The sequence below is a fragment of the Variovorax sp. ZS18.2.2 genome, from assembly GCF_024701975.1.
In the GTDB taxonomy this organism is placed as follows: Bacteria; Pseudomonadota; Gammaproteobacteria; order Burkholderiales; family Burkholderiaceae_C; genus Variovorax.
Map to the genome: position 1 here is coordinate 322406 of NZ_JANLNM010000006.1, position 24891 is coordinate 347296.

Below are 24891 nucleotides of genomic sequence, written 5' to 3' on the forward strand. Positions count from 1 at the left end.
AAGTACGTATTGACCGCAAGCGCACGTACAGTATTGGTGCGGCGCACCATGATACAGTCCGCGGTTGTTCGCCGCCCCCAGCCGTCAGGCTGCCGTCGCCCGCGAACAACAGAGCCAATATAAGCCTCAGACCCCAGATCTCCCGTTCTCAACCTCCTCCTTCCGAGAGACATCCCTCATGAAGATTCACGAGTACCAAGGCAAGGAAATCCTTGCCAAGTTCGGCGTGCCGGTGCCGCGCGGCATTCCGGCCTATACGGTTCAGGAGGCTGTCGAAGCCGCCCAGAAGCTTGGAGGCCCGGTCTGGGTCGTCAAGGCCCAGATCCACGCGGGTGGCCGCGGCAAGGGCGGCGGCGTCAAGGTCGCCAAGTCGATCGAAGACGTCAAGAAGCTCGCCGGCGAAATCCTCGGCATGCAGCTCAAGACCCACCAGACCGGCCCCGAAGGCCAGAAGGTGCGCCGCCTCTACATCGAAGATGGCGCCGACATCAACAAGGAATACTACGTTTCGGCCGTGACCGACCGCGCCACCCAGAAGGTGGCCTTCATCGCTTCGAGCGAAGGCGGCATGGACATCGAGGAAGTGGCCCACTCCTCGCCCGAGAAGATCATCACCGTGTTCGCAGACCCCGAAAAGGGCCTGACCGACGAACAGGCCAAGCAGATCGCCGACGGCATCGGCATGCCGGCCGACTCGACCGCGCAAACGGTCGACATCCTCAAGAAGCTCTACGCCTGCTACATGGAGACGGACGCCTCGCTGGTCGAGATCAACCCGCTCAACCGTGACAGCAAGGGCAACGTCATGGCGCTGGACGCCAAGTTCAACTTCGACAGCAACGCGCTGTTCCGCCACCCCGAAATCGTGGCCCTGCGCGATCTCGACGAAGAAGACGCGGCCGAAGTCGAAGCCTCCAAGTTCGACCTCGCCTACATCTCGCTGGACGGCAACATCGGCTGCCTGGTGAACGGTGCCGGCCTGGCCATGGCCACCATGGACACCATCAAGCTGTTCGGCGGCGAGCCGGCCAACTTCCTGGACGTGGGCGGCGGCGCCACCCCCGAGAAGGTCACCGAAGCCTTCAAGATCATGCTGAAGAACAAGAACGTGGAAGCCATCCTCGTGAACATCTTCGGCGGCATCATGAAGTGCGACACCATCGCCACCGGCGTGATCGCAGCCTGCAAGGCCGTGAACCTGCAAGTGCCGCTGGTCGTTCGCATGAAGGGCACCAACGAAGTCGAAGGCAAGAAGCTGCTGGCCGATTCGGGCCTGCCGATCATCAGCGCCGACACCATGGCGGACGCGGCCCAGAAGGTCGTGGCAGCAGTCAAGAAGGCCTAAGGAACAAGTCATGTCGATCTATATCAACAAAGACACCAAAGTCATCACGCAAGGCATTACCGGCAAGACCGGTCAGTTCCACACCGAGAAGTGCCAGGAGTACGCGAACGGCAAGAACGCCTTCGTGGCGGGCGTGAACCCGAAGAAGGCCGGCGAGTCGATCTTCAACATCCCGATCTTCGGTTCGGTGAAGGAAGCCGCTTCGCAAACCGGCGCCACCGTGTCGGTGATCTACGTGCCGCCGGCAGGCGCCGCGGCCGCCATCTGGGAAGCTGTCGAAGCCGACCTGGACCTGGCGATCTGCATCACCGAAGGCATCCCGGTTCGCGACATGCTCGAAGTGCGCAACAAGATGAAGGCCAAGGAAGCGGCCGGCGGCAAGAAGACCTTGCTGCTGGGCCCGAACTGCCCCGGCCTGATCACGCCCGACGAAATCAAGATCGGCATCATGCCCGGCCACATCCACCGCAAGGGCCGTATTGGCGTGGTCTCGCGCTCGGGCACGCTGACGTATGAAGCCGTGGCTCAGCTGACCGAAATCGGCCTCGGCCAATCGTCGGCAGTGGGCATCGGCGGCGATCCGATCAACGGTCTCAAGCACATCGACGTGATGAAGGCCTTCAACGAAGACCCGGACACCGACGCCGTCATCATGATCGGCGAAATCGGCGGCCCCGATGAAGTCGACGCAGCCCGCTGGTGCAAGGAACACATGAAGAAGCCGGTCGTCGGCTTCATCGCCGGTGTTACCGCCCCTCCCGGCAAGCGCATGGGCCACGCCGGCGCGCTGATCTCGGGCGGTGCCGACACGGCCGACGCCAAGCTCTCCATCATGGAAGAGTGCGGCTTCACCGTGACGCGCAACTTCTCGGAACTGGCCAAGCTGCTCAAGGCCAAGCTGTAAGAGATGTTTGCAGGACACCGGCCACAGAGCCGGGTCATGCGAGGACCACAGAAATAAAAAAGCGCCCGCACTCGATTGCGGGCGCTTTTTTCAAATAAAACACAGTGGGATCAGAGACATGGAACTCCTTCAAAGCACAGATTTCTGGATCGGTCTGGTCAAGATCATCTGGATCAACATCATTCTTTCGGGCGACAACGCCGTGGTGATCGCCATGGCGGCGCGCTCGCTGCCGCCCGCGCAGCAGCAAAAGGCCGTGCTGTTCGGCTCGGGCGCGGCCGTGGTGCTGCGGATCGTGCTGACGGTGGTGGCGGCCAAGCTGCTGGCGTTGCCTTACCTGCAGATCATCGGCGGCCTGCTGCTGCTGTGGATCGGCCTGCAACTGCTGGGCGAAGAAGAGGACGGCGAGGGCGAATCCAAGGAATACGGCAGCATGATGGCCGCGGTGCGCACCATCCTCCTGGCCGACCTGGTGATGAGCTTGGACAACGTGATCGCCGTCGCGGCGGCCGCACAGGGCAGCATGGTCCTGTTGATCCTGGGCCTGGCGATCAGCATTCCCTTGGTCATTTTCGGCAGCACGCTCATGATCAAGCTCATGGAACGTTTCCCGATCATCGTGATGCTGGGCGCCGCGCTGATCGGCTGGGTCGGCGGCGAAACCATCGTGAGCGACGTTGCCCTGCGCGACGTGCTGGTGGCCAACCCCTGGTTGCACTACGCGGCCGCTGCCGCCGGTGCGGTGTTCGTCGTGGCCGCGGGCCGTCTGCTGCAACGGCGCGCCCACGCCGCTGCGCACTGAGCCTTTGTCCGGCCGACGCCTGCAAACCATGGCGAGCGTCGGCGCTTCCCTTTTCTCGAGCCGGCCGGCGCTGTGCTGGGAGTTCGCCGCGCTGACGGACGTCGGCCGCGTGCGCGCCCACAACGAGGATGCCGTCCACGTCGACCCCGCGCTCGGGCTGGCCGTGCTGGCCGACGGCATGGGCGGCTACAAAGGCGGCGAAGTGGCGAGCGCCATGGCCGTCTCGCTGCTCCATGCCAACTTCGGCCGCTGGTTCGCCCAGGGCGGGCCGCAGGCGCCGGCGCGCGTGGTGCGCCGGGCGCTGCAGGCCGCCACGGACGAGGCGAACGCGTCGATCCTCCATGCCGGCTCGACCCAGGAGGAACTGCAGGGCATGGGAACGACGCTGGTGCTGGCGGCTTTCCAGACGCAGCGCGTGCTGGTCGGCCATATCGGCGACTCGCGCTGCTATCGCCTGCGCAACAACAAGCTGGAACTGCTCACGCGCGACCATTCGCTGCGCCAGCAGCAGCTGGACGCGGGCGCCATCACCGCCGAGGAAGCCCTGAGTTCGCCCACCCGCAACCTCGTGACCCGGGCGGTCGGCGTGGAGGCCCAGGTCTTGCTGGAGATGCATGAACACAGCGCAAGACCCGGCGACCTGTATATGCTTTGCTCAGACGGACTGAGCGAGATGGTGACGGATACGCAGCTTTTCACGCTTTTAGAACACGATGCCGGCCTTCAGAAAAAAGCACAACTTTTGGTTGCAATTGCAAACGACAATGGCGGCCGGGACAACATTTCGGTTGTTCTGGCAAGGGCGGACGTGGGCGACACGTCGCGCATGGCCGGGTAGCAGGCCGGGGCGGCAACCAGCCGCCGCGCTTGCAGTCGATACAGCAGTTCTGCACTTGGGGGGTAGTCGGCAATGCCGAAGATGATCATTTCGGTCGATGGCGTTGTCATCGGGCAAGTGGCGCTCGCCAAGGACCGCACGACGCTGGGACGGCGCGCCTACAACGACATCGTGATCGACAACCTGGCGGTCAGCGGCGAGCATGCCGTGCTGTACATGAGCGATGGCGAAGTCCAAATTGAAGATCTCAACAGCACCAACGGCACCTACGTCAATGCGCTGGCCGTTCAGAAGCAGACGCTCGAGGACAACGACGTCATCGAGGTCGGCGGCTGCCGCATCCACTTTCGCGCCCGCAGCAATCTGGCCGTTGGCGCTTCTTCCTCGACGCGCACGGCGCCGGGCGAGTTCTCCACTTCCATCCCGCTGTCTTCGGCACCCACGGAATCCGGCGCGCTCATCGAGCTGGGCATTCCGATGCTTCGCGTGCTCTCGGGCGGCAGCGACAACCATGACGTGCCGCTGCAGAAGGTGGTCACCACCATCGGCAAGCCCGGCGTGGCCGTCGCGGTCGTCACGCGCCGCCGGCAAGGCTACGTGGCCGCCAGCGTCATGGGCGATGTCACGCTCAACGGCGCGGTGCTCGGCACCGATGCCGTCGCCCTGCAGGAGCGCGACGTGCTCGAACTGGGTGGCGCCACCCGCATGCAGTTCGTGCGGGTCTGAGCCTCTTTTTCTTCTTCTTTCACGGTGCGGCGCAGGCCGGCTGATCGAGGCGCCATGAACGCGCTGCAGCGGCATTGGCCGCGCATTGCCATCACGCTGTTGCCGGTGCTCTTGGCGCTGGCGCATGCCACCGGCCTCTGGCAGCTGTCGGCCCTCGAGCGCCTCGACCACCTGATCTACGACATGCGCCTGCGCGCCACCATGCCGCGGACGCTCGACACGCGCGTCGTGATCGTCGACGTCGACGACGCGAGCCTGGCGCGCCAGGGGCAGTGGCCCTGGGCCCGCGACACGATGGCCCGGCTCACGACCGAGCTCCTGATCCGCCAGCAGGTGGCCGTGCTCGGATTCGACGTCATGTTCCTCGAGCCCGACCGGAGTTCGGGCCTCCAGAGGCTGCGCCAGCTCGCGAGCGGGCCGCTGCGCAACATGACGGGTCTTGCCGCCGAAATCGAACGGCTCGCGCCCACGCTCGACCACGACGTCACCTTCGCCGCGGCACTGCGCAACCGGCGGATCGCGCTCGGCTACTACTTCACCCGGACGCCGACGCCGAGCGCAAAAGGGCAATTGCCGGCGGCGCCGCTGCTGCCGTCCGACACCTTTCCGGAAGGCGCCTCCTACGCCACGGGCTGGAGCGGTTTCGGCGCCAGCCTGCCGATGCTGGCGGACGCTGCGCCGGTCGCGGGTTTCCTCAACACGCTGGTCGGGGAGACCGGCGACGGCGTCATCCGCAGCGTGCCGCTCATCGCGCGCTACGAAGGCGACCAGGCGACGCCCGGCTACTACGAGTCGCTGGCCCTCGCGGTCTACCGGCTCGCGAACGGATCGCCGCCGATGCGGCCGCTCCTCGCGCCGGGCGGCGGCATGCCGCGGCTTGAATCGCTGGCGCTCGGGCGCCTGCGCATCCCCGTCGACCAGACCGCCAGCATGCAGGTGCCGTTTCGCGGACCCGGAGGAGCGGACGGCGGCTCGTTCCGCTACGTGGCTGCCGCCGACGTGGTCGAAGGCCGGCTCGCACCCGGCGAGCTGAAGGACAAGATCGTGCTCATGGGCGCGACGGCGCCCGGCCTGCAGGACCTGCGCGCGACGCCCGTCGGCGCGGCGTTTCCGGGCGTCGAGGTGCACGCCAACATCGTCTCCGGCCTGCTCGATCAGCGCCTGCTCGCCGTGCCGGACTACGCGCCCGGCTACGAGGTGCTGACGGTGCTGGTCGCGGGGCTCGTGCTGGCGTTCGGACTGTCGCTGCTGTCGGCGCCGCGGGCGGTGCTGCTGGGCGGGGGAACGGCCGCGGTGCTGATCGGCCTGAACACCTGGCTCTACGCCGGCCACAGCCTCGTGCTGCCGCTCGCGTCGGCGCTCGTCATGACGGCGCTGGCCTTCGTGCTCAACATGAGCTGGGGCTACTTCGTCGAATCGCGCGCGCGGCGCGGGCTGGTGCGGCTCTTCGGCACCTACGTGCCGCCGCAGCTGGTCGACGAAATGCTCCAGCGCCCGGGCAGCTACAGCATGCGCGCCGAGAGCAAGCAGATGACCGTGCTGTTCTGCGACATGCGCGACTTCACCCGCCTGTCGGAGCAGATGGCACCGGCCGAACTGCAGGCCTTCCTGAACACCGTTTTCAGCCGGCTCACCAACGTGATCAGCGCGCACCGCGGCACCGTCGACAAGTACATGGGCGATTGCGTCATGGCCTTCTGGGGCGCGCCGATCGACACGCCCGACCACGCCGCGCTGGCCGTGCGCGCGGCGCTCGACATGGCCGATGCGGTGCGCGACATCAACCGCATCCACCGCGCGAGCGGCCGCCCCGAGATCAGCGTGGGCATCGGCATCAACAGCGGCGTGATGAGCGTCGGCGACATGGGTTCGGCCGCGCGCCGCAGCTACACCGTGGTCGGCGATGCGGTCAATCTCGCGTCGCGGCTGGAGGGCCTGAGCGGGCACTACGGCGTCGAGATCGTGGCCAGCGGCACCACCCGCGATCTCGCGCCCGACTGCTGCACCTGGCAGGAGCTGGACAGCGTGCTCGTCAAGGGCAAGGCGCAGGCCGTGGCCGTCTTCACGCCGCTCACCACCGAGGCCGCCATTGCGGCGCAGCGCACCGGGCAACTCCAGCGCTGGGCCCAGGTGCTCGCCGCCTACCGCCGCCAGGACTGGGCCATGGGCCGGAACTTGCTCGCCCCCCTGCTCGCCGCCGATGCGAAAAAAGTCCTTTACCAGCTCTACGCCCAGCGATTAGCCTCGATGGCGTTGCGTCCGCAAGACCCAGGCTGGGACGGCGCAACCCGGTTCGAAACCAAATGACGACAGACACCTGCGCATGCGCGCAGCCCAACACCTTCAAGGGGTCTCTCACAATGCAGGTTCGTGTGCTGGGTTGCTCAGGCGCCATCGCCAAAGACTGCCGCACGACCTCGTTCCTGGTCGACACGGACCTGCTCGTCGATGCCGGCACCGGCGTCGGCGACCTCACCCTCGACGAGATGGCCCGCATCGACGATGTTGTGCTCACCCACAGCCATCTCGACCACATCGCCGCACTCCCCCTGATGCTCGATGCCATCGGCAGCCGCCGCACGCAGCCGCTGCGCGTGCATGCGCTGCACGCCACCATCGAGGCGCTGCGGGCGCACGTGTTCAACAACGTCATCTGGCCCGATTTCGAGAGCATCCCGAGCCCCGAAGCGCCGTTCGTGAGCTTTCACGACATCTCGGTCGGCCAGATGCTGCAACTGGGCACCAGCGCGCCCAAGCTCATCGAGGTGCTGCCGGCCGTCCACACCGTGCCGGCCTGCGGCTTTGCCGTGCGTCGCGCGACCGGCGGCGCGCATTGGGTTTTCAGCGGCGACACCGAGCGCAACGCGCCCTTCTGGGACCGCGTCAACGCGCTCGACGTGGCGATGCTGATCATCGAAACCGCCTTCAGCAGCCGCGAGCAGGCGCTGGCCGAGCGGAGCCTGCACCTGTCGCCCGAGGTGCTGGCCGACGAGCTGGCACACATCGATCCGGACAAGCGCTACCCGATCTACATCACCCACACCAAGCCGGCGGAAACCGAAGAGATCATGAGCCAGATCGAGATGCTGGCGGGGCGGCAGGTGGCGGGGCTGGCGCAGAGGGATATTCGTTGGCTGAAGGCAGATGGGATTTTGACTTTCTGATCCCTTGCTGGCTGGCCGCTCGGCATGACAAATTTGTCACCGCTTGTAGCATCTTGAAGCAAGTTGTGTCACTTGCTGTAACGCCAATGTGAACAAAGGTGACGCGTTCGGTCACTGCAAGGGTGGGAAACCGGGTGGCACAGATGCTGCGGAAGGTACTTCGCTCCGGGCTGGTTCCCGGGCTCAACAAACCAACCTGGAGTTTTTCTTATGAACGTTCGCAAGATCGCCCGCCGCGCACAGGCCGGCTTTACCCTTATCGAATTGATGATCGTTGTGGCGATCATTGGTATCTTGGCTGCTATTGCCTTGCCGCAATACCAAAACTACACCGCTCGCGCTCAAGTGAGCGAAGCAATGACGCTGGCAGCCGGCTTGAAGACGCAAGTCGCAGAAATCGCCCAGCAAAACGGCGGACTGGCTAACGTCGCCAGTGGCAGTGATGGTATTGCCGCTGCGGCGGACGTTACCGGCAAGTACGTGTTGTCCACGGGGGTCGCAGCCGGGATCATCACCGCGACGATGCAGGCTTCTGGCACCAACGGTACAAGCACGCTTGTCGGCGGTGGAACGCTCATCCTCACGCCGCAAATGAACGGAGGCAGCATCAGCTGGACTTGTGGTGGCAGCATTGATGTCAAGTACCGTCCGAAGAGCTGCTAAGACGTAACCTGCTTATCTGAAAGGCCCGCGATCTGATCGCGGGCCTTTTTGTTTGTCTGCAGCCAACATGCTCCGGCAGTGCAGCGAGTCAATAAGTGAAGCTGCTACCAAGCGGTTTTCTTTCTCGCTCCTCGCAAAAAGAAGCATGAGTTTTGGGGGGCATTACCCCTAGCCGATTGGTTCTATCGGGCTTGGCGGCAACGATCGGCAGTCATCTTGACCAAGTAGATAGAAGAAGTTGCTAAGCCCATCGCGGAACAGTCCATTCGGTCGAGCAAACTTCCTTTCCAGAATCTCTTGGGCAGCTAAAAAACTCACATGCCTAGGCGAGGGGCGTGAGTTTTTGGAGTGACAAAGACGCTGAATGCAGGTGGCATAAATGCTGCGGAAGGCATTGTGTGCCGGGCTGGTCCCGGAGGTAAAAAACAACCTGGAGTTAGTGAAATGAACCATCGCTCTGTCGCACGTAATGTGCAAAAGGGTTTCACCCTGATCGAATTGATGATCGTCGTGGCGATCATCGGTATCCTGGCCGCAATCGCTCTCCCGCAGTACCAGAACTACATCGCGCGTACTCAGGTAACCGAAGCGATGACGTTAGCTGCCGGCCTCAAGATGCAGGTCTCCGAAAATGCAATGCAAAACGTTGCGCTGACCGGAATCGATAGCGGCACAGGCAATATTCCCGCCGCCACGGATGTCACCGGCAAATACGTGGCAAGCACAGCCGTCAATGAAGGCGTCATCACGGCCACGATGCAGGCGGCAGGTGGCGCGAGCGGCACGAGTTCGCTGGTCGCTGGTGGCACCCTTGTCCTTCGCCCCGCAATCAATGCAGGCAGCATCAGCTGGTCGTGCGAGGGCACCATCGATGCAAAGTACCGTCCAAAGAATTGCTGAGGGCGGCAGCCGATTCGGGACGTTGGAGCTGCTGGTCGCAGGCGTTCCCCGGCCAAGTCGCCGCTTTGTTGAGTTGAGTTCAGGCCAGCCGCTGAAGAGGGTTAGAGTCAGATTCCAATTGAATCGGATTGATTGCATCAACTATCGTTTTGTCCATTTAGTAGGCGCAACAGATGGGTGCATTGGCGCGAGAATCTTGCTGCGCTTTGCACACCTTCACAGATCGATTTGTTCGATCAGCGTGCGGTCATTGCAGGAGTTACCCGTGAAGCTGCGCGTGTCACCACTAGCTCTGCTTGTGCGTGACAGTCATGCCGACCTTCACGCCGAATTCATAAGATCAACGGGCCATTCGACAGTCGATGCAAAGCTTGCCCTTGCAGTGCTGAGTAGTGGACGAATCAGCCGTTTCGCTGGTATCTGGCATCGTGCGAATCTCCCGGAAATCAGCTACCCTGACCTGCACGGCGAATCCTGAGAGGTGAATCCAAAACTTCAGTGAATCCAGCTCATACGGGATTCGGAGGATTCGGAGGCCGGCTATAGTTCTGCGTGGCTGCTCGAGTTTTCAGCAAGAGTGACAGCCTCGATCCCTTCCAGCACGTCTTTCTCTCTGCACAAAATAACTGTCGCGTTTCGTCAGAGTTTTGCATCGAGCGAGTCCATCTGCGCAGTGCTGTTTGGACTTCCATTCGTTGTCTCATTCGCCGCCGGTCCCTCCATCAGCCTGTGGCAACTACTCGTCTCGTGGTTGTGTGTGGGTTTGCTCACATTCAAGGGGCCAGCCGCAGACCCTCATCGAGTACTTCTGGCGTGGCTCGGAACGACGGCGATTGCCATTTTTCTCAGGAGCAACACAGAGCTTGGTGCGGGGCTTTCATCGGCAACCGGCGCGGCTGTCGCCGTAATCGGCATGGCCGCATGCGTTGGCGCTGGGTTGATGCGAGAGGACATACGAACACAACATGCATTGGCTTTTGGCCTGCTGATCGCCGGACTCATCAGCGCCGCAATCGGCCTGCTCCAGTACTACGACCTCGCAGAGTTGTTCGCCCCATGGATTACTGAGCCGGGCATCGGCCAAGCCTACGGAAGCTTGCGCCAACGCAACCAGTTCGCCACCTTGCTCAGCATGGCACTGATCGCCGCGCTGTGGCTGCATGCCGGCTGTCGCGGCGTATGGCGCAGACGTTTGTTGATGGGCGCTTCTGGCCTGCTGACTGTCGGGCTCGCCGCATCGGTTTCGCGAACCGGACTGCTGCAGCTGCTTCTCGTCGTCGGACTTGCTGCATTCATGGCTCACCGCGAGCGCCGGGCTGCCAGAACGGCCGGCGGCGACTCCACATTCCGCCTGCCCTCATCCCTCGCATTGCTCGCACTGATCCCTCTGTACTTCGCCGCAAGTTGGCTGCTGCCACTTCTGGTTGGCGGTGAGGTCCAGGAAATGTTCGGACGCTTGCGCCAAGGCGCAGTGGCGGGCCAAGGCAGGCTGGATCTCTGGAGCAACGTGCTGACGCTGATCGCCCAGCGCCCGTGGCTTGGTTGGGGCTGGGGTGAGCTGAGCTACGCGCACTACAGCACCCTGTATGCGGGCCCGCGCTTCCCCGTAATCCTCGACAACGCCCACAACCTGCCGTTGCACCTGGCCGTGGAACTCGGCATTCCCGCTGCGCTGCTTATCTGCGGCGGTTTTGTCTGGATGGTGATTGCAGCGCGGCCATGGGCCGAACGCTCTCCCACACGACTGATGGCCTGGGGATTGCTCGGTGTCATCCTGCTGCACAGCCTTCTCGAGTACCCACTTTGGTACGGCCCGTTTCAACTGGTTTTTGGCGTCTGTCTCGGCATGCTGTGGCCGCAGACCCATGGCAGCAGCAACGAATTGCCGCAATTTCCGGTCCGCAAGCGCGGTCTCGCCGCGCTCGGCGGGACGCGCAAGTGGCTGACTCTCGCTGCCGTCACACTGCTCAGCTGCCTGGGTTATGCCGCCTGGGACTACACCCGCATCAGCCAGATCTATCTGCCGCGCAGCGAACGCCTGAGCGGCTACCAGGACGACACGCTGGCCAAGCTGCAAGGCTCCTGGCTGTTCGCAAACCAGGTGAGATTTGCCGAACTCACGCTGACCGACGTCACCCCCGCCAATGCGGAGCGCATGTACGAAATGGCCAGATCGACGGTCCATTTCTCGCCCGAGCCCCGCGTGATCATCAAGCTGATCGAAAGCGCGCAGCTGTCGGGGCATTCCCGCGAAGCCCAAGCCGAGATCGAGCGATTTCGCGTGGCGTTTCCGGCTGCGTACGAACGGTGGCTCGAGGGCAGCCGTTGATTTCATCGGCTGCCTGAGCCTTCGTACCGGTCGGTCGACCGTGGGTGGGGGGCGTCCTTCCATCGGCGCCGACAAACGTCTGAAAGCTTCAGGCGCGTGCCCCCGGCGCTTTCAGACAAACGGTCGCCTCAGGCGGGCGAGCGGACTCTCGCTATGGTAACAATTGCAGGTACAAACGTTACTGTCAGAAACGTTCTTCACTTGAATTGACACCTCGGCTCGATAGCTCCGGCACGCAATGAATAAATCAGCTTCCCCACCGCAGCGGCAGAAGGGCTTCACTCTGATCGAGATGATGGTCGTCGTCGTCCTGGTCGGTATCTTGGCCGCGCTGGCGCTGCCGTCGTTCACGACCATGATCGCCAATCAGCGGGTGACTTCGGCCGCACAGGAGCTGCTGACCTTGCTCCAGTTCGCCCGTGCCGAGGGTGTCTACAAGCGCACGCAAACCACCGTGACCGTGGCGGGGCAGACATGGCAAGCCAAGGCGGGGGCAGTGGTGCTGCGCGAGGCGACGCTGCCAGATGCAGTGAGCGTTGCGCCCGGCTCTGCCGGTGGCGTGACCTTCGACGTGTCGGGCCAGGCCAGCGCCGCTGCTGGCGCCACTTCGTACGCAGTCACGTTTTCCGCCACCAATGCGACACGCGTGCAGTGCCTCAGCGTGACCCGCGCGGGCCTGGTGCGGCTGCTTCCAAGCGTGCCGGCTGGACAAGCCTGCCCATGAGACCCCGGCATCTTTGACACGGTTTCTTCCATGCACATCCCTCGTTCCCCATCGTCGTCCCGGCAAGCGGGCCTGAGCCTCATCGAGGTTCTCATGGCCGTCCTGCTGGTGAGTGTCGGCCTGCTCGGCGCCGCAGGCATGCACGTGCGCGCCATCCAATTCGGCACCGATACCGAGCGGCGCCAGATGGCATCCATGGTCGCCTCCGAATTGATGGAGACGATGCGCGGCGATACGCTCACCATCCTGCAAGCCGACGGCACGCCCAAAGGGGATCTGGGTGGCTACGCGAAAGCGAAGGGAACTGGCGTGGAAGCCGCCGCTGGCGATTGCCAGCCGCTGGCCGCCGCTCCCGCCAAGCGGCTGGGTTGCTGGGGGCTGCGCGCCAAGCAGCTCATGCCCGAGCTGCCCGATGACCTTGTCACGAGCGACTTTGCAGTCGGTCTGGATGCGGCGAGCGGCGTGATCGCGATCACCGTCGCCTGGCCAGTCAAGAAGGGCCAATGCCTGGATGGAACCGAGAATGAGTTTTGCACCTTCACATTGCGATCGAGGCTCTGAGCCCATGTCGCACAAATTTCCGCTGATGCTGCGCGGCAGCGCCACCCGCCGCTCTCGAGCAACCGAGCGGGGCATCTCGCTGGTGGAGCTCATGGTGGCAGTTGCCGTGGGCCTCATCATCATCCTGATCGCCACGACGATCTACATGGAAGGCCTGCGCAACTTCGGTTTCCGCACCAGCCAGAGCGAGAACCTCGGCAACAGCCGCTATACGCTGGCGACCCTGGACAACGAGTTCACGAAGGCCGGCTACCGGCGCGACCCGACGCAGTCCATGGACGAGGCCTTCCCGGCCGATGCCGCCGCCCTTCCCAATGGCTGCCAGTTCGCGCGGGGCGAGGCGATCAACATCAACGGCAGCGACCTGTGCATCCGCTATCAGCCGCGCGACAACAGCGAGAGAGACTGCGCGGGATCGGTGGCGGGTATCGCCGGCCTGAAGCCTTACGAAGCGCCGCCCGCGCCGGCCCTGGGCGCGGGCCTGTTTGTCGAAAGGTACAAGGTCGCCGGTAACGCGCTGGTCTGCCAGGCCGGCAGTCAAGCCGAGGGCGGGGAGGAAGTGGCCGCCGGCGTGCAAGGTGTGTTCTTCGAGTTTGGCGTCGGCAAGGGCAGCGACTCGTTCGCCATGCGGCAGGTCGAAGCGTTCAAGTCCGGCGCCCTCGCACCCGGCGACGTCATCCGTGCATTGCGCTATTCCGTCTTGCTGGCCAGTACGGCCCAGAGGGTCACGGGCGGCGTGGAATCGACCGTGTGCACCCGTTGGGAAGCTGCGGGCGGTGCCGGCGCTAGTTGCGACCCCAGCAAGGGCCAGCTCTACCAGCTGTCCAGCGGATCCCTCACGTTGAGAAACCTGATGCCATGAGCGTGCCACGTCACCCCCCGTTTTCCCTCGCCCCTTCCTCGCGGGTTCGCCAGCGCGGCGCCGCGCTGTTCGTCGCAATGATCATGATGCTGCTGGTGCTGGTGCTGGCCGTGGTCGGCATGCGCACCATCACGCTGGAGTCGCGCATCGCCGGCAACATGCTCCAGAGCCAGAGGCTGCAGGAAACGGCGGACGGCGCGCTGCGCCAAGGCGAACGCGTCATCCAGAAGTACGGCCTGTCGCTTGCCAAGTGCGCCGGCGCTGCGACCAGCCCTCTTGACGGCGCCAAGCCGTGCTACGTCGGGGAAGCACGCACCGACGAGTCCGGGCTCAACACCTCGTTCGCCGTGAACACCAAGGCCATCGGATTCGGGTCCAGTTACGAAGACCCGTCCGGCTACTGGTATCCGCGCTACGTTTCCACGGTCTGCCCCAAGGGGGGGAGCGCCACATCCGCGCTCGAAGCCGCCAGCACCGGCTGCATGGAGTTCTACGAACTCAACGCCCAGGCCACCGCCGAAACCAGCGTGCAAATCTGCGGCCCGCAGGCGTTCTGCCTGCGTTCCACGATCAATCTGTTCATCCAATAATCGAGGAGGGCTGCAATGGCTCGCTCCACACCTTCAAAGCGTTCACCCTTTCGCATCTTCCACACGGTCGGCTTGCTCGCGGCCGCGGCGGCCATGTTGTTCGGCCAGCACCTCGCGACAGCGCAGGACGGCGGAGACACGGCCCTGGCGCAGACGCCGCTGTTCGTGAGCGAGAGCAATCCGCCACTGAACATGCTGGTGATGGGGCGCGACCACAAGCTCTACTACGAGGCTTACAACGACGCCTCCGACCTGAATGGCGACGGCGTGATCGACGTGGGCTACAAGCCCAACCAGATCGACTACTACGGCTACTTCAACAACAACGCCTGCTACGACTACGCCGACGAGAAGTTCACGCCCGCTGCGGCTGCCACAGGCGACAAGAAGAAGCTCTGCGGCGGAACCCGATGGAGCGGCGACTTCCTGAACTACCTCACCACATCGCGCATGGATGCCATCCGCCGGGTGCTCTACGGCGGAACGCGCGTGATCGACACCGCCACCAGCACCGTGCTGCAAGGCGCCTATATACCGCGGGACGCGCATGCGTGGGGCAAGGCCTACGACCCCGTTCGCGATGGCACCGTCTACAACATCAGCGACTACGCGCCGCTGGCTGCACCGGTGAGCGGCACCCGCCATCTGTTTGCCGTGACCACGCTGGGCGAGACCGGCGATGGCGCCATTCCCCGCCTGCGTGTTCTCAACGACTCGCAGTTCCAGATATGGGACTGGGTGTCCAAGGAGGGGACCGCGGGGCAGGACGCTTGTTTGGGTGGCGTGCCATGCGCATCGGGCACGGTATTCCAGATGTTGCCCAGCACTTCGTTCCAGAAGCTGAGCATCATGACGTGGAAGAAGACAAGAAACAACGATGCGACACCGGGAAATGCGACAGAAATGGCCGCGTTCTTCGCCGCCAACGCAGTAAGCAAGAACCTATGTGGCACGGGCACGCTTCAAGTGATCAATACCGCCGGTGGCGGCAACAACCCGTTTCCCAGCACTAGCAAAGGCTGCGGCCAGGACAACTACCTGACGGAGATCAAGGGCGATGTCAACGTTCCGGAGGCAGGGACCTACACCTTTGCCGTTGATGGAGATGACGCCGTAGAGGCCACCATCGCTGGCACAAGCTGGGGCTGGTATGGCGGCCACGGCGCAGACCGCAGCCAAGACGGCTTGAAAAATCACTCGAAGAGCATCACCCTCGCGAAGGGCTGGAACACGGTCGTATTCCGCCATGTCGAGGGCTCAGGCGACGACAACTGGGGACTGGCCTTGCAGGTGGCCGTACAGCCTGTCAGCACCATCGTGACCCGCAAGATCCGGGTGGAGGCCTGCTCCAGCACCAACTCGGCGTTGCGCGAAGCCAGTTGCAAGTCCTATCCGAACAACAACGGCACGGCCATCTTCAAGCCGACCGGCCTGTTGCACGACTTCGGCGAGAACGAAAAGATGTACTTTGGGCTGCTCTCCGGCTCGTACCAGAAAAACATTGCGGGCGGCATCCTGCGGCGCAACGTCAGCAAATTTTCCGAGGAAGTCAATCCGCAGACAGGACAGTTCAAGACCGACGTTGCCGGCATCGTGACCAACATGGACCGCCTGCGCCTGATCGGCTTCAACGGCAGCCAGTACAACGACTGCGGCTGGATCGTAGACGGCCCGATCAGCACCAAGGCCGATCCGTCGATGTGTTCGATGTGGGGCAACCCCGTGGGCGAGATGATGTTCGAGACGCTGCGCTATTTCGCCGGAGCCTCGGGCGCCCACAGCCAGTACGACTATGGCACCGGTGCCAAGGACAGTGCGGACCCGCTGAATCTTTCCAAGCCCGCATGGGTTGCGCCTTACACGGCAAAGGCCAACGGCGGCGGCGGCTACCCGTATTGCGCGCGTCCGGTGATGACGGTGCTCAGCGACATCAATCCCTCGTACGACACGAAGATGCCGGGCAGCCGCTATCAGGCCATCGACGCCGATGCGAGCGCCTTGACCGGCTTCAATGTCGCGAACGAGGTGCAGGCCATCGGCACGGCCGAGGGGATCAACGGCAAGAACTTCTTCATCGGCCAGTCGACCTTGACCAACGGGAATGGCGCACCCTCGGTGAAGACGGTCGACGATCTCTCCCTGGTCCGCGGACTGTCGCCTCAGGAGCCCAGCAAGGAAGGCAGTTATTACTCCGCAGGGGTATCGCGCTTTGCTGCCAACAACGCGGTGTTCGGTAGTGGCACGGTGAAGAACGCGCTGATGACTTATTCCGTGGCCATCGCTTCCCCGCTGCCGGAGATCCGCTTTCCGGTGGGCAGTGGCCGGTTCGTGACGATCTCCCCCTTTGCCAAGTCGGTGGCCGGCTACAACATCAATCCCACGGCCTTCGCACCCACCAACCAGATCGTGGACTACTACGTGGACCGCATCGCCAATACCGGCGCGGCGGACCAGAACGCCAGCATCAACGGGGGGCGGCCCTATGCGGAATTCCGCATCAACTACGAGGACGTGGAGCAGGGCGCCGATCACGACATGGATGCCATCTCGCGCTACACCGTCGCGCTGCAGGCGAACGGCACGGTGACGGTCGACATGCTGTCCGAGTACGCCGCGGGCAGCATCGGCCAGCACATGGGCTACGTGATCTCGGGCACCACCCAGGACGGCATGTACCTGGAGGTGCGGGACAAGGACACCGGCTCTGTCTACTACGCACTGAACACGCCCCAAGGGCAGCCGCCCGGTTTCTGCGCGGACAAACCCGACAACGCGTCGTGCGCCAACCTGCCGCTCACGGCAAGCCGCACCTTCACGCCCAGCACCACGGGTTCCTCGGGCAGCTTTCTCAAGAATCCGCTGTGGTATGCGGCCAAGTACGGGATGCCGGGGCGCGATCCGACCAAGGTCGCGGGCGACCCGGACAACTATTTCCTGGTCACCAACGCCACCACGCTGAAGGCGCAGATGACCAAGGCCTTCAACGACATCCTGCAAAAGAACAATTCGGTGACGGCGGTGTCGTTGAGCCTGCCCGGTGGCACGATCGCCGCGGGCGCCGATGTCTACCGCACGCTGTTCGAGGCCGATGGCTGGGCAGGCGACGTGATCCGGGACAAGCTCACCGCGACGAACACCGCCGGCCCTGGCGGCACCACCACCACCAGCTTCAACACCGTGCGTCAGTGGAGCGCTGCGGAGAAACTGGCTGCGCGCGTCAAGACGACGCGCAACATCCTGTACGCGGGCGCCGGTGCCACCACGCCGACCCTGCGCCCCTTTACCTTCACGGGCATCTCCGCACAGACAGCCGATTTGGCGTGGCTTACGGCGCTCAACCTGCAGCCCGGCACAAGTCCGGCCCGCGCCGACGGCAAGGCCGAACAGCGCATCGCTTTCCTGCGCGGCGAGAACGACGCGTTTCGCGCCCGCAACAAGGTGTCCACCGGCACCGGCACCAACCTCAGCTCCAACGTGCTGGGCGACATCGTCAACTCCTCGCCTCTGCGCGTGGGCGGCGCGCTCTACAGGGCGGCCCCGGCGGATGCGCTGGAAGGCACCGGCAGCAACTACGCGACCTATGCCACGACTCAGGCGGGACGGGACGAGATGATCTACGTTGGCGCCAACGATGGCATGTTCCATGCCTTCCGCGCGGCGGACGGCGTGGAGCAGTTCGCCTTCATTCCCACGGCAGTGCGCAATAACCTGAACACGCTCACCGCGCCCGACTACGGCAAGAAGGACGGTACGTCCCATCGCTATTACGTCGATGGCTCGCCCGTTGCCTCGGACGTGTATTTCGGCGCGGCGTGGCACAAGGTGGTGATCGGCAGCCTGAGTGCGGGCGGCAGGGGGGTGTTCGCGCTGGACGTGACCGACCCCGCGTCGCCCAGTCTCCTGTGGGAGTTCGGTTCCGACCAGAACGCCAACATGGGCAACTCGTTGCCGAAGCCGACCATTGCCCGTCTCAACGATCCCGCAACCGGCAAGGGCAAATGGGTCGCGTTGGTACCCGGTGGTTACCAGGGCGGCAACAGCACGGCAGGCGGCGGCGGCGCCAGCCTGTTCGTCCTGGATATTTCCAACGGCACCGTGCTCCGGCAATTCGATCTCGATGGCGGCATGACGGCCGAGGAGTTGGCGGCTTCGCTGCCCCTGGGCAACGGACTGTCGCGTGTGAGCGCGGTGGACAACACCCGCGATGGCAAGGTGGACCTGGCCTACGCCGGCGACCTGGCGGGCAATGTGTGGCGCTTCGACATGAGCAGCGGCAATATCTCGGCGTGGACGGTGCAGAAGCTCTACACCGCCAAGGACGCGAACGACAAGCGCCAGGCCATCACGACGGCCCCTTACGTGGTACCGCATCCCACGGGAACGGGCGATCTGGTGATCTTCGGTACGGGCCGCCTGCTGACGGCCAGCGACAAGAGCAGCACGCAGAGGCAGACCGCGTATGGCATCTGGGACCGCTACAGCGGCAGGGGGGCGACGGCACCCACGCCGTTGCCGACAGTGTCCAAGGGGCGCGGCGACCTGCAGAGCCAGTCGTTCGAGGAGCTGGGGGCCGGTACGGGCAACTTCTCGCTGACGAACAACACGGTGAGTTGGTACAAGGCCAACGCCACCGGCACACGAGACACCGATGTCGAAAAATGGGGCTGGATCGTGGATCTGCCGCGCAACGGGGAAAAGATGGTCTACGACATGACGTTGTACGGACGAGGGCTGTTCCTCACGTCGGTGCGAACTTCGGACGACGCCTGCGCGGCGGGCCTGAACGGAACGATCTACGGCATCGATCCGAACGGTGGCGGCCGCACCGACTACGTCGTGTTCGACATGAACAGCGACGGGGTGTTCAATTCCGCCGACATGATCGCGAGGGGCCAGGTCAATGGCACGCCAACAGGAGGGGGCAGTCAGACCGTGGGCGGCGGGCAGGTGTTGGACCCCAGCGGAGATCCCAAGAAGGCTGTCAACCACGGGTTGCAGTTTGGCCGGCAAAGCTGGCGAAAGCAGCCGCCGAACTGATGTTTCAAGCTCACCCCCGCCGGGATGTCGAAGGCGGGGGTGTTGCCCGATGCCACCCGTACTCGCCCAAGCGGCGCGAAGCATGTCTATTGAAGGAGAAACCAGTGCGCAATGCTGAAAAGGGCTTCACCCTGATCGAGATGATGATCACGGTGGCCATCGTCGCCATCCTGGCGGCTATTGCTCTCCCGTCATACCAGGAGTATGTGAAGCGGTCCCGGCGGGTGGAGGGGCAGAACCTGCTCAATGATGCTGCCGCACGACAAGAGCGTTACCGTGCACAGAACGGAAGCTATACCACCGACCTGACGAAGCTGAAGCTACCGGGCGGCGCCGCGTCGCAGAACGGCTACTACACATTGAGTGTGATGGATGCTTCCGCCACGGACTACACATTGAAGGCCCAGCGTACGGGGGCGCAAACTGCGGATAGCAAGTGCGGCGACTTCACTTTGGATGCCAAAGGCGCCAAGGACATGGCCGCAGATACCCCGGGTACGAAGGAAACCTGCTGGCGCTAAGGCTGTTGGGATGGCGTGCCTCGCTCCGCCACCCAACTCCCCGACTTCCCCCCATGCTTCTCCAGCACATGCACATCCGTAATCCGCATCCCCCGGTCCACCGCCTTGCACATGTCGTAGATCGTCAATAACGCCACCTGCACCGCCGTCAGCGCCTCCATCTCCACGCCGGTAGGCCCGACGGTTTCGACAGTGGCAGTACAAGCGACCTGCGGCGTGCTCCCCCCTTCAGCCAGCGCAAACGCCACCGCCACACGCGTCAAGGCCAGCGGATGGCACAGCGGAATCAGGTCACTCGTCTTCTTCGCCGCCTGAATCCCGGCGATCCGCGCGATCCCCAGCACATCGCCCTTCTTCGCCGTTCCGGATTCGATCAGCGCCAGCGTCGCGGCCTGCATCTCGATGCGTCCTGTGGCCACGGCCACGCGGTGGGTGGCGGGCTTGGCGGCCACGTCGACCATGTGGGCCTGGCCCTGGGCGTCAAAATGGGTGAGGGTGTTCATGGATTGGGTACCTTCGTGCTTCGCACTGCGGTGCGAGCTTGCTTGGGGCCGCCCGGCGCGGCGCTCATGGGTGAACGTTCGTTTTGAAGATGCATCATACGAGCCCGAGCCATGGACGAGGAATGCTGCGCTTGACTCTCTCCGCAAAGCCAAAGACCACTGCAACGCCCACCCTGCGCGCGCTATGCGCTTCCGTTTTGATAGCGGCGCAGGCCCTGTTGCCGATACCCGCCGGCGCGCAGATGCAGCCGATCCTGCCGGGCCTGGGCGACGGCGGCGAAATGACCGCCAGCGCCGAGCGCAGCCTGGGCGACCAGATCGCCCGCGAGCTTTATCGCGACACCGACTACATCGACGATCCGGTGATCGCCGCTTACGTCCAGGAGATCTGGCAGCGCCTGCTCGCTGCCGCCCGCGCGCGCGGCGAGCTCACGCCCGAGCTCGACGAGCGCTTCGCCTGGACCGTCCTCCTCGGCCGCGACCGCAACATCAATGCTTTTGCGCTGCCGGGCGGCTACCTGGGCCTGAACCTGGGGCTCGTGGCTGCCGTGGGCAGCCGCGACGAGCTGGCGACGGTGCTCGGCCACGAGCTCTCGCACGTCACGCAGCGCCACATCTCCCGGATGATGAGCAAGCAGGGCAAGCAGATGCCGCTGATGATCGCGGGCCTCATCCTCGGGATGATCGCCGCCAGCAAGAGCCGCAACGGCGACGCCGGCCAGGCCGTGATCATGGGCAGCCAGGCGCTCTTCATGCAGAACCAGCTGAGCTTCTCGCGCGACATGGAGCGCGAGGCCGACCGCATCGGTTTCGGCGTGATGACACAGGCGGGCTTTGCGCCGCAAGGCGCGGCGGCGATGTTCGAGAAGCTGCAGTACGCCTCGCGCCTGAACGACAACGGCTCCTACCCGTACCTGCGCAGCCACCCGCTCACGACCGAGCGCATCTCCGACATGCAGGGCCGCTTCCAGTTCCGCATGGACACCGCACCCGCGCTGCCGCTCGCGATGGACCACGCGATGATCGCCTCGCGCGCCCGCGTGCTGACGCGACCGGGCGTCGACGTGCTGCGGCTCTGGATCCAGTCGGCCGCAAGCGGCGAGTTCGCCAAAAGCACGCCGGCCCAGCAGGCAGGGACGCTCTATGCGGCGGCGCTGGCGGCCAAGGAACTGCGCGACTACAAGGCGGCGCGCACGCTGGCCGAGCGGCTCGTCGCGCGCACGGCGGAAGACCCGGCCGCGGCGAAGCAGGCGCGCTGGCTCAGTGCCGAGATCGAACTGGCCTCAGGCGCCCCGGTCAAGGCCGCCGCGCTGCTCGATGCCAAGTCGAAGGAGCGGCCCGAGATGATCCTCGCGGCCGAAGCCGCGACCGCGACACGCCAACCCGCGCCGATGATCCCCGTGCTGCGCGATTGGGTGGCCGCCAACCCGCGCGATGCCACGGCGTGGCGCGTGCTGGGCAACCTGTACGGCGCGCAGAACGACACGCTGCGCGCGGTGCGCGCCGATGCCGAAGCCAATGTGGCGATCCTCGACTACCCCGCGGCGCGCGATCGCTTCAAGGCGGCGCAGGAACTGGTGCGCAAGTCGGGCGCTTCGGGCGCGCCGATCGACCACTACGAGGCGTCGATCATCGACACCCGCGCGCGGGCCGTCGAGGTGCTGGTGAAGCAGCAGGCGGAAGAGCCGCCGCTGAAGTAACCGTGCTCAGCGCTTGGAGAGCAGTCCGCCCAGCGCGGTCTCGATGAGAAGGCCCAGCAGCGAGTAGATCAGCGAGCCGATCAGCGCGGCCACGAAGCCGTTGACGTGAAAGCCGCCGAGAAGCCCCGACGCGGCCCAGAACAGCAGCGCGTTGATCACGAACAGGAACAGCCCGAGCGTGACGATGGTGACCGGCAGCGTCAGCACCACCAGCACCGGCCGCACGATCATGTTGAGCAGCCCGATCACCGCGGCTGCGATGAGTGCGGAGCCGAAGCTCGCGACCTGGACACCTGGATAGAGATAAGCCACCGCCAGCAGCGCGACGGCGCTGAGCAGCCATTTGATGATGATGCGCATGCGGTGCAGGATACCCCAGAGCCCCCCAACAAAACAACGAGCCCCGGAGCGTTGCCGCGCCGGGGCTCGTCGGGAGTGTCTGCTTCGCCTATTCAGCCAGCTCGTTCGCCAGCACCAGCAATGCGCCCATGCCCATCACCGCGCCGGGAAAGGCCCAGCCCGACTGGTGCGCGGGCGTCTGGTCGGGCGTGACCGGTTCCAGGTCGACGCCGATCTTCGGGCGGCGTGCATCGACCACGTGGCTGGCGCCGTGCTCGCGCTTGAGTTGCTGCGTCAGTTCGGCGAGCGGGCCCTTGGCCAGCACCGCCGTCACCTGTCCGCCATTGCGCTCGAGCAGGGGCAGCAGCTGGGCCTGCACCTTGCTGAACCACTTGGCGCGCCAGTTCTCGCGCGCGCTGTGGCTCACCCACTTGCTGATGCGATGCGTCATGCGCGGCGCGCAGGCCACGAGCACCCAATGGCGCGCCACGACGCTGTTCGCGTCCGGTGCGAGTTCGGCGAACTGCTCGCTGGCATACACGGCGTCGTCGACATAAAGAATGATCTTTTCCATGAGTGCTCCTTCAGATAGTTAGAGTGGCAGAGACTGGTTTGGACAGGAAAGTTTCTCAGCGAAGTTTCTGGCGATCAATGGGGTAAGCCAGTGCTCAGCCGGTTGTCACAGCCGTTTCCGGCTTGTTGCGGGCCTGGCGCATGGCCACCCACTTGCCGACCGCGAGCACCAGCAGCGCGCCGCCGATGCCGGCTGCGTACTTGATCGTGTCGGTCTGCGGCACCTTCGGCACCCAATTCCAGGCGGCGGTGTTCGCCAGGGCGGGGTCGGACACAGCCATCGTGCCGGCGATCCAGCCCAGCAGCATGCCGCCCAGCGTGATGATCATCGGGAAGCGGTCCATCAGCTTGATGACCAGCTGGCTGCCCCAGACGATGATCGGAATGCTCACCAGCAGGCCGAAGATCACGAGCGGCATCTGGTGGCCTTCGCCTGCACCCTGTGCGGCGCCGGCAATGGCGATCACGTTGTCCACGCTCATCACCAGGTCGGCAATGATCACGGTCTTGACGGCGCCCCACAGCTTGTCGCTGCCGGTGATGTTGCCGTGCGCGTCGTCATGCTCGGGTGCCAGCAGCTTGATGCCGATCCAGACCAGCAGGATGGCACCCACCAGCTTCAGGAACGGAATGGCCAGGAGCGTGAGCGCGAAGAAGATCAGGATCACGCGCAGGATGATGGCGCCGGCCGTACCCCACAGGATGCCCTTGGTGCGTTGGGCCGGCGGCAGCTTCCGGCAAGCCAGCGCGATGACGACGGCGTTGTCGCCACCGAGCAGGATGTCGATCATGATGATCTGACCGACAGCGACCCAGAACTCCGGGGTCATGAACAGTTCCATAGATTCCTCTTTGTCTTCGCGCCGTTCCTGCCGCTCCTTGATTGGATCTCGACGGGCGGGCGCATACCGATGCGTTTCGATTCATCCCGTGCGGGACTGGTCGAAAGCGAGGAAACGAAGACGCCGGGTGATTCCGGGGACTTGCGAACGCTTCGACCAAACCTGCACAGGTTCAAATCGAAGGTCTTGCTCGACAGCGCCTGCGCCAGTGCGCATGCGTTGTCCGAGAGGCCGGAAGTGTTGTGCTTCGTATTGACGACCTGTCGATTTCCGCCGTTGTGCAGCGGTCGGGAGCTACTCCCCTTCGTGGGCGGGATTAGAGCATCGAAGGCCGCGACGTGGCAACCGAAAGTTTTCAGGCATTTAAAGAGAACCGCCCGGAAGAGCCTATGGACAGGGGCTTTCGCGCTATCTGATTTGTAGCGCTCATGCCCCTTCGAGGCTGCGGGACATTGGCGGACTATGATCGCCGCTCGCTGCTTTTTCACTCTTCATGGCCGCCATCCACATCACCGACATCGAGGCCGCCATCAACCACTGGCGCGCGAAAAGTCCCTCGCCCGACGGCATCACGCTGGCACCCGAATTGCGCGCGCTGGCCGAGGTTTACGCGCTCATGGTGTTCCACCACGAGGACGAGGTCGACGAGGTCGGCTTTCCGCCCAAGGCCTGGGCCGCCTGGCTCGACTGGTATCACAGCACCCCCGACACGCCCTGCATCGCGATCTGCTCCACCAGCCAGGGCGACGACGAATGCAAGGGCTGCGGCCGCAGCTTCGACGAGGTGCAGCACTGGCCCGCCATGACGCCGGTCGAGAAGCGCGTGACCTGGCGCCGCATCACGATGGAAGACTCGGCCTGGCGCTTTAACAAGTACGCCGAGCGGGCGCGCGAAGCCGAGCCGCCACAGTGGCCCGACGATCCCGCCGAACCCGTCGGCCCTGACGACACGCCCTGAAGAGACCCAA

At 64.3% G+C, this 24891-nt stretch carries 23 protein-coding genes; 19 read left to right on the forward strand and 4 right to left on the reverse strand.

Annotated elements, in window-relative coordinates:
• The first annotated feature begins 178 nt into the window (after positions 1 to 178).
• The 17 genes from sucC (at position 179) to NU688_RS23225 (ending at position 19966) form a co-directional block, all read left to right on the forward strand.
• Complete coding sequence (gene sucC / locus NU688_RS23130) at positions 179 to 1345, forward strand: ADP-forming succinate--CoA ligase subunit beta (RefSeq protein WP_013544259.1); 1167 nt, start codon at positions 179 to 181, stop codon at positions 1343 to 1345.
• 10 nt (positions 1346 to 1355) lie between these two features.
• Complete coding sequence (gene sucD, locus NU688_RS23135; RefSeq protein ID WP_257863147.1) at positions 1356 to 2249, forward strand: succinate--CoA ligase subunit alpha; 894 nt, start codon at positions 1356 to 1358, stop codon at positions 2247 to 2249.
• A 118-nt stretch (positions 2250 to 2367) separates the two neighbouring features.
• Positions 2368 to 3051: a TerC family protein gene (locus NU688_RS23140; RefSeq protein WP_257863148.1), complete on the forward strand. Its 684-nt coding sequence runs from the start codon at positions 2368 to 2370 to the stop codon at positions 3049 to 3051.
• A gap of 28 nt (positions 3052 to 3079) precedes the next feature.
• Entirely contained in the window at positions 3080 to 3889 is an 810-nt protein-coding gene (locus NU688_RS23145; RefSeq protein ID WP_257863149.1) for a Stp1/IreP family PP2C-type Ser/Thr phosphatase, read from the forward strand.
• Positions 3890 to 3961: 72 nt separating this feature from the next.
• Positions 3962 to 4615 carry an FHA domain-containing protein gene (locus tag NU688_RS23150; protein WP_257863150.1) on the forward strand — a complete coding sequence of 218 codons (654 nt, stop codon included), beginning with the start codon at positions 3962 to 3964 and terminating at the stop codon, positions 4613 to 4615.
• Positions 4616 to 4669: 54 nt separating this feature from the next.
• The gene (locus NU688_RS23155) at positions 4670 to 6922 is read left to right on the forward strand and encodes a CHASE2 domain-containing protein (RefSeq protein ID WP_257863151.1); all 2253 of its coding nucleotides are present in this window, start codon (positions 4670 to 4672) and stop codon (positions 6920 to 6922) included.
• A gap of 53 nt (positions 6923 to 6975) precedes the next feature.
• Positions 6976 to 7779: a 3',5'-cyclic-nucleotide phosphodiesterase gene (locus NU688_RS23160; protein WP_257863293.1), complete on the forward strand. Its 804-nt coding sequence runs from the start codon at positions 6976 to 6978 to the stop codon at positions 7777 to 7779.
• 210 nt (positions 7780 to 7989) lie between these two features.
• A complete protein-coding gene (locus NU688_RS23170) occupies positions 7990 to 8442 on the forward strand; it encodes a pilin (protein ID WP_308340318.1) in 453 nt (150 codons plus the stop codon).
• A gap of 444 nt (positions 8443 to 8886) precedes the next feature.
• Positions 8887 to 9342 carry a pilin gene (locus NU688_RS33995; RefSeq protein ID WP_308340319.1) on the forward strand — a complete coding sequence of 152 codons (456 nt, stop codon included), beginning with the start codon at positions 8887 to 8889 and terminating at the stop codon, positions 9340 to 9342.
• Positions 9314 to 9820, forward strand: a complete 507-nt coding sequence (locus NU688_RS23185) for a hypothetical protein (protein WP_257863152.1) — start codon at positions 9314 to 9316, stop codon at positions 9818 to 9820. Before NU688_RS33995 ends, NU688_RS23185 begins: the two co-directional genes overlap by 29 nt.
• Before the next feature lie 492 nt (positions 9821 to 10312).
• Positions 10313 to 11671, forward strand: coding sequence for a PglL family O-oligosaccharyltransferase (locus NU688_RS23190; RefSeq protein ID WP_257863153.1), 1359 nt, complete (start codon positions 10313 to 10315; stop codon positions 11669 to 11671).
• Positions 11672 to 11909: 238 nt separating this feature from the next.
• Positions 11910 to 12395, forward strand: coding sequence for a GspH/FimT family pseudopilin (locus tag NU688_RS23200; protein WP_308340320.1), 486 nt, complete (start codon positions 11910 to 11912; stop codon positions 12393 to 12395).
• Between the two features lie 30 nt (positions 12396 to 12425).
• Positions 12426 to 12956, forward strand: coding sequence for a type IV pilus modification protein PilV (gene pilV / locus NU688_RS23205; protein WP_257863154.1), 531 nt, complete (start codon positions 12426 to 12428; stop codon positions 12954 to 12956).
• Positions 12957 to 12960: 4 nt separating this feature from the next.
• A complete protein-coding gene (locus NU688_RS23210; protein ID WP_257863155.1) occupies positions 12961 to 13818 on the forward strand; it encodes a PilW family protein in 858 nt (285 codons plus the stop codon).
• Positions 13815 to 14408, forward strand: coding sequence for a PilX N-terminal domain-containing pilus assembly protein (locus NU688_RS23215; RefSeq protein WP_257863156.1), 594 nt, complete (start codon positions 13815 to 13817; stop codon positions 14406 to 14408). The genes NU688_RS23210 and NU688_RS23215 overlap by 4 nt, the downstream gene beginning before the upstream one ends.
• Positions 14409 to 14423: 15 nt before the next feature.
• Positions 14424 to 19445, forward strand: coding sequence for a pilus assembly protein (locus NU688_RS23220; RefSeq protein ID WP_257863157.1), 5022 nt, complete (start codon positions 14424 to 14426; stop codon positions 19443 to 19445).
• A gap of 104 nt (positions 19446 to 19549) precedes the next feature.
• Complete coding sequence (locus NU688_RS23225) at positions 19550 to 19966, forward strand: type IV pilin protein (RefSeq protein WP_257863159.1); 417 nt, start codon at positions 19550 to 19552, stop codon at positions 19964 to 19966.
• On the opposite strand, the gene moaC is transcribed toward NU688_RS23225, so the two are convergent.
• Positions 19963 to 20469: a cyclic pyranopterin monophosphate synthase MoaC gene (moaC, locus tag NU688_RS23230; RefSeq protein ID WP_257863160.1), complete on the reverse strand. Its 507-nt coding sequence runs from the start codon at positions 20467 to 20469 to the stop codon at positions 19963 to 19965. The genes NU688_RS23225 and moaC overlap by 4 nt on opposite strands.
• A 122-nt stretch (positions 20470 to 20591) precedes the next feature.
• Here moaC and NU688_RS23235 point away from each other — a divergent pair, with 122 nt between their 5' ends.
• Positions 20592 to 22169, forward strand: coding sequence for a M48 family metalloprotease (locus NU688_RS23235; protein WP_257863161.1), 1578 nt, complete (start codon positions 20592 to 20594; stop codon positions 22167 to 22169).
• Between the two features lie 6 nt (positions 22170 to 22175).
• Here NU688_RS23235 and NU688_RS23240 read toward each other — a convergent pair whose 3' ends face one another.
• From NU688_RS23240 to NU688_RS23250, 3 genes are all read right to left on the reverse strand, one after another.
• Positions 22176 to 22529 carry a phage holin family protein gene (locus NU688_RS23240; protein ID WP_198785351.1) on the reverse strand — a complete coding sequence of 118 codons (354 nt, stop codon included), beginning with the start codon at positions 22527 to 22529 and terminating at the stop codon, positions 22176 to 22178.
• Between the two features lie 88 nt (positions 22530 to 22617).
• Positions 22618 to 23082: a hypothetical protein gene (locus NU688_RS23245; RefSeq protein WP_257863162.1), complete on the reverse strand. Its 465-nt coding sequence runs from the start codon at positions 23080 to 23082 to the stop codon at positions 22618 to 22620.
• A gap of 94 nt (positions 23083 to 23176) precedes the next feature.
• Complete coding sequence (locus NU688_RS23250; protein WP_257863163.1) at positions 23177 to 23923, reverse strand: TerC family protein; 747 nt, start codon at positions 23921 to 23923, stop codon at positions 23177 to 23179.
• A 493-nt stretch (positions 23924 to 24416) separates the two neighbouring features.
• On the opposite strand from NU688_RS23250, the gene NU688_RS23255 reads away from it, so the two are divergent.
• Entirely contained in the window at positions 24417 to 24881 is a 465-nt protein-coding gene (locus tag NU688_RS23255; RefSeq protein ID WP_257863164.1) for a DUF3717 domain-containing protein, read from the forward strand.
• Positions 24882 to 24891: the final 10 nt, after the last annotated feature.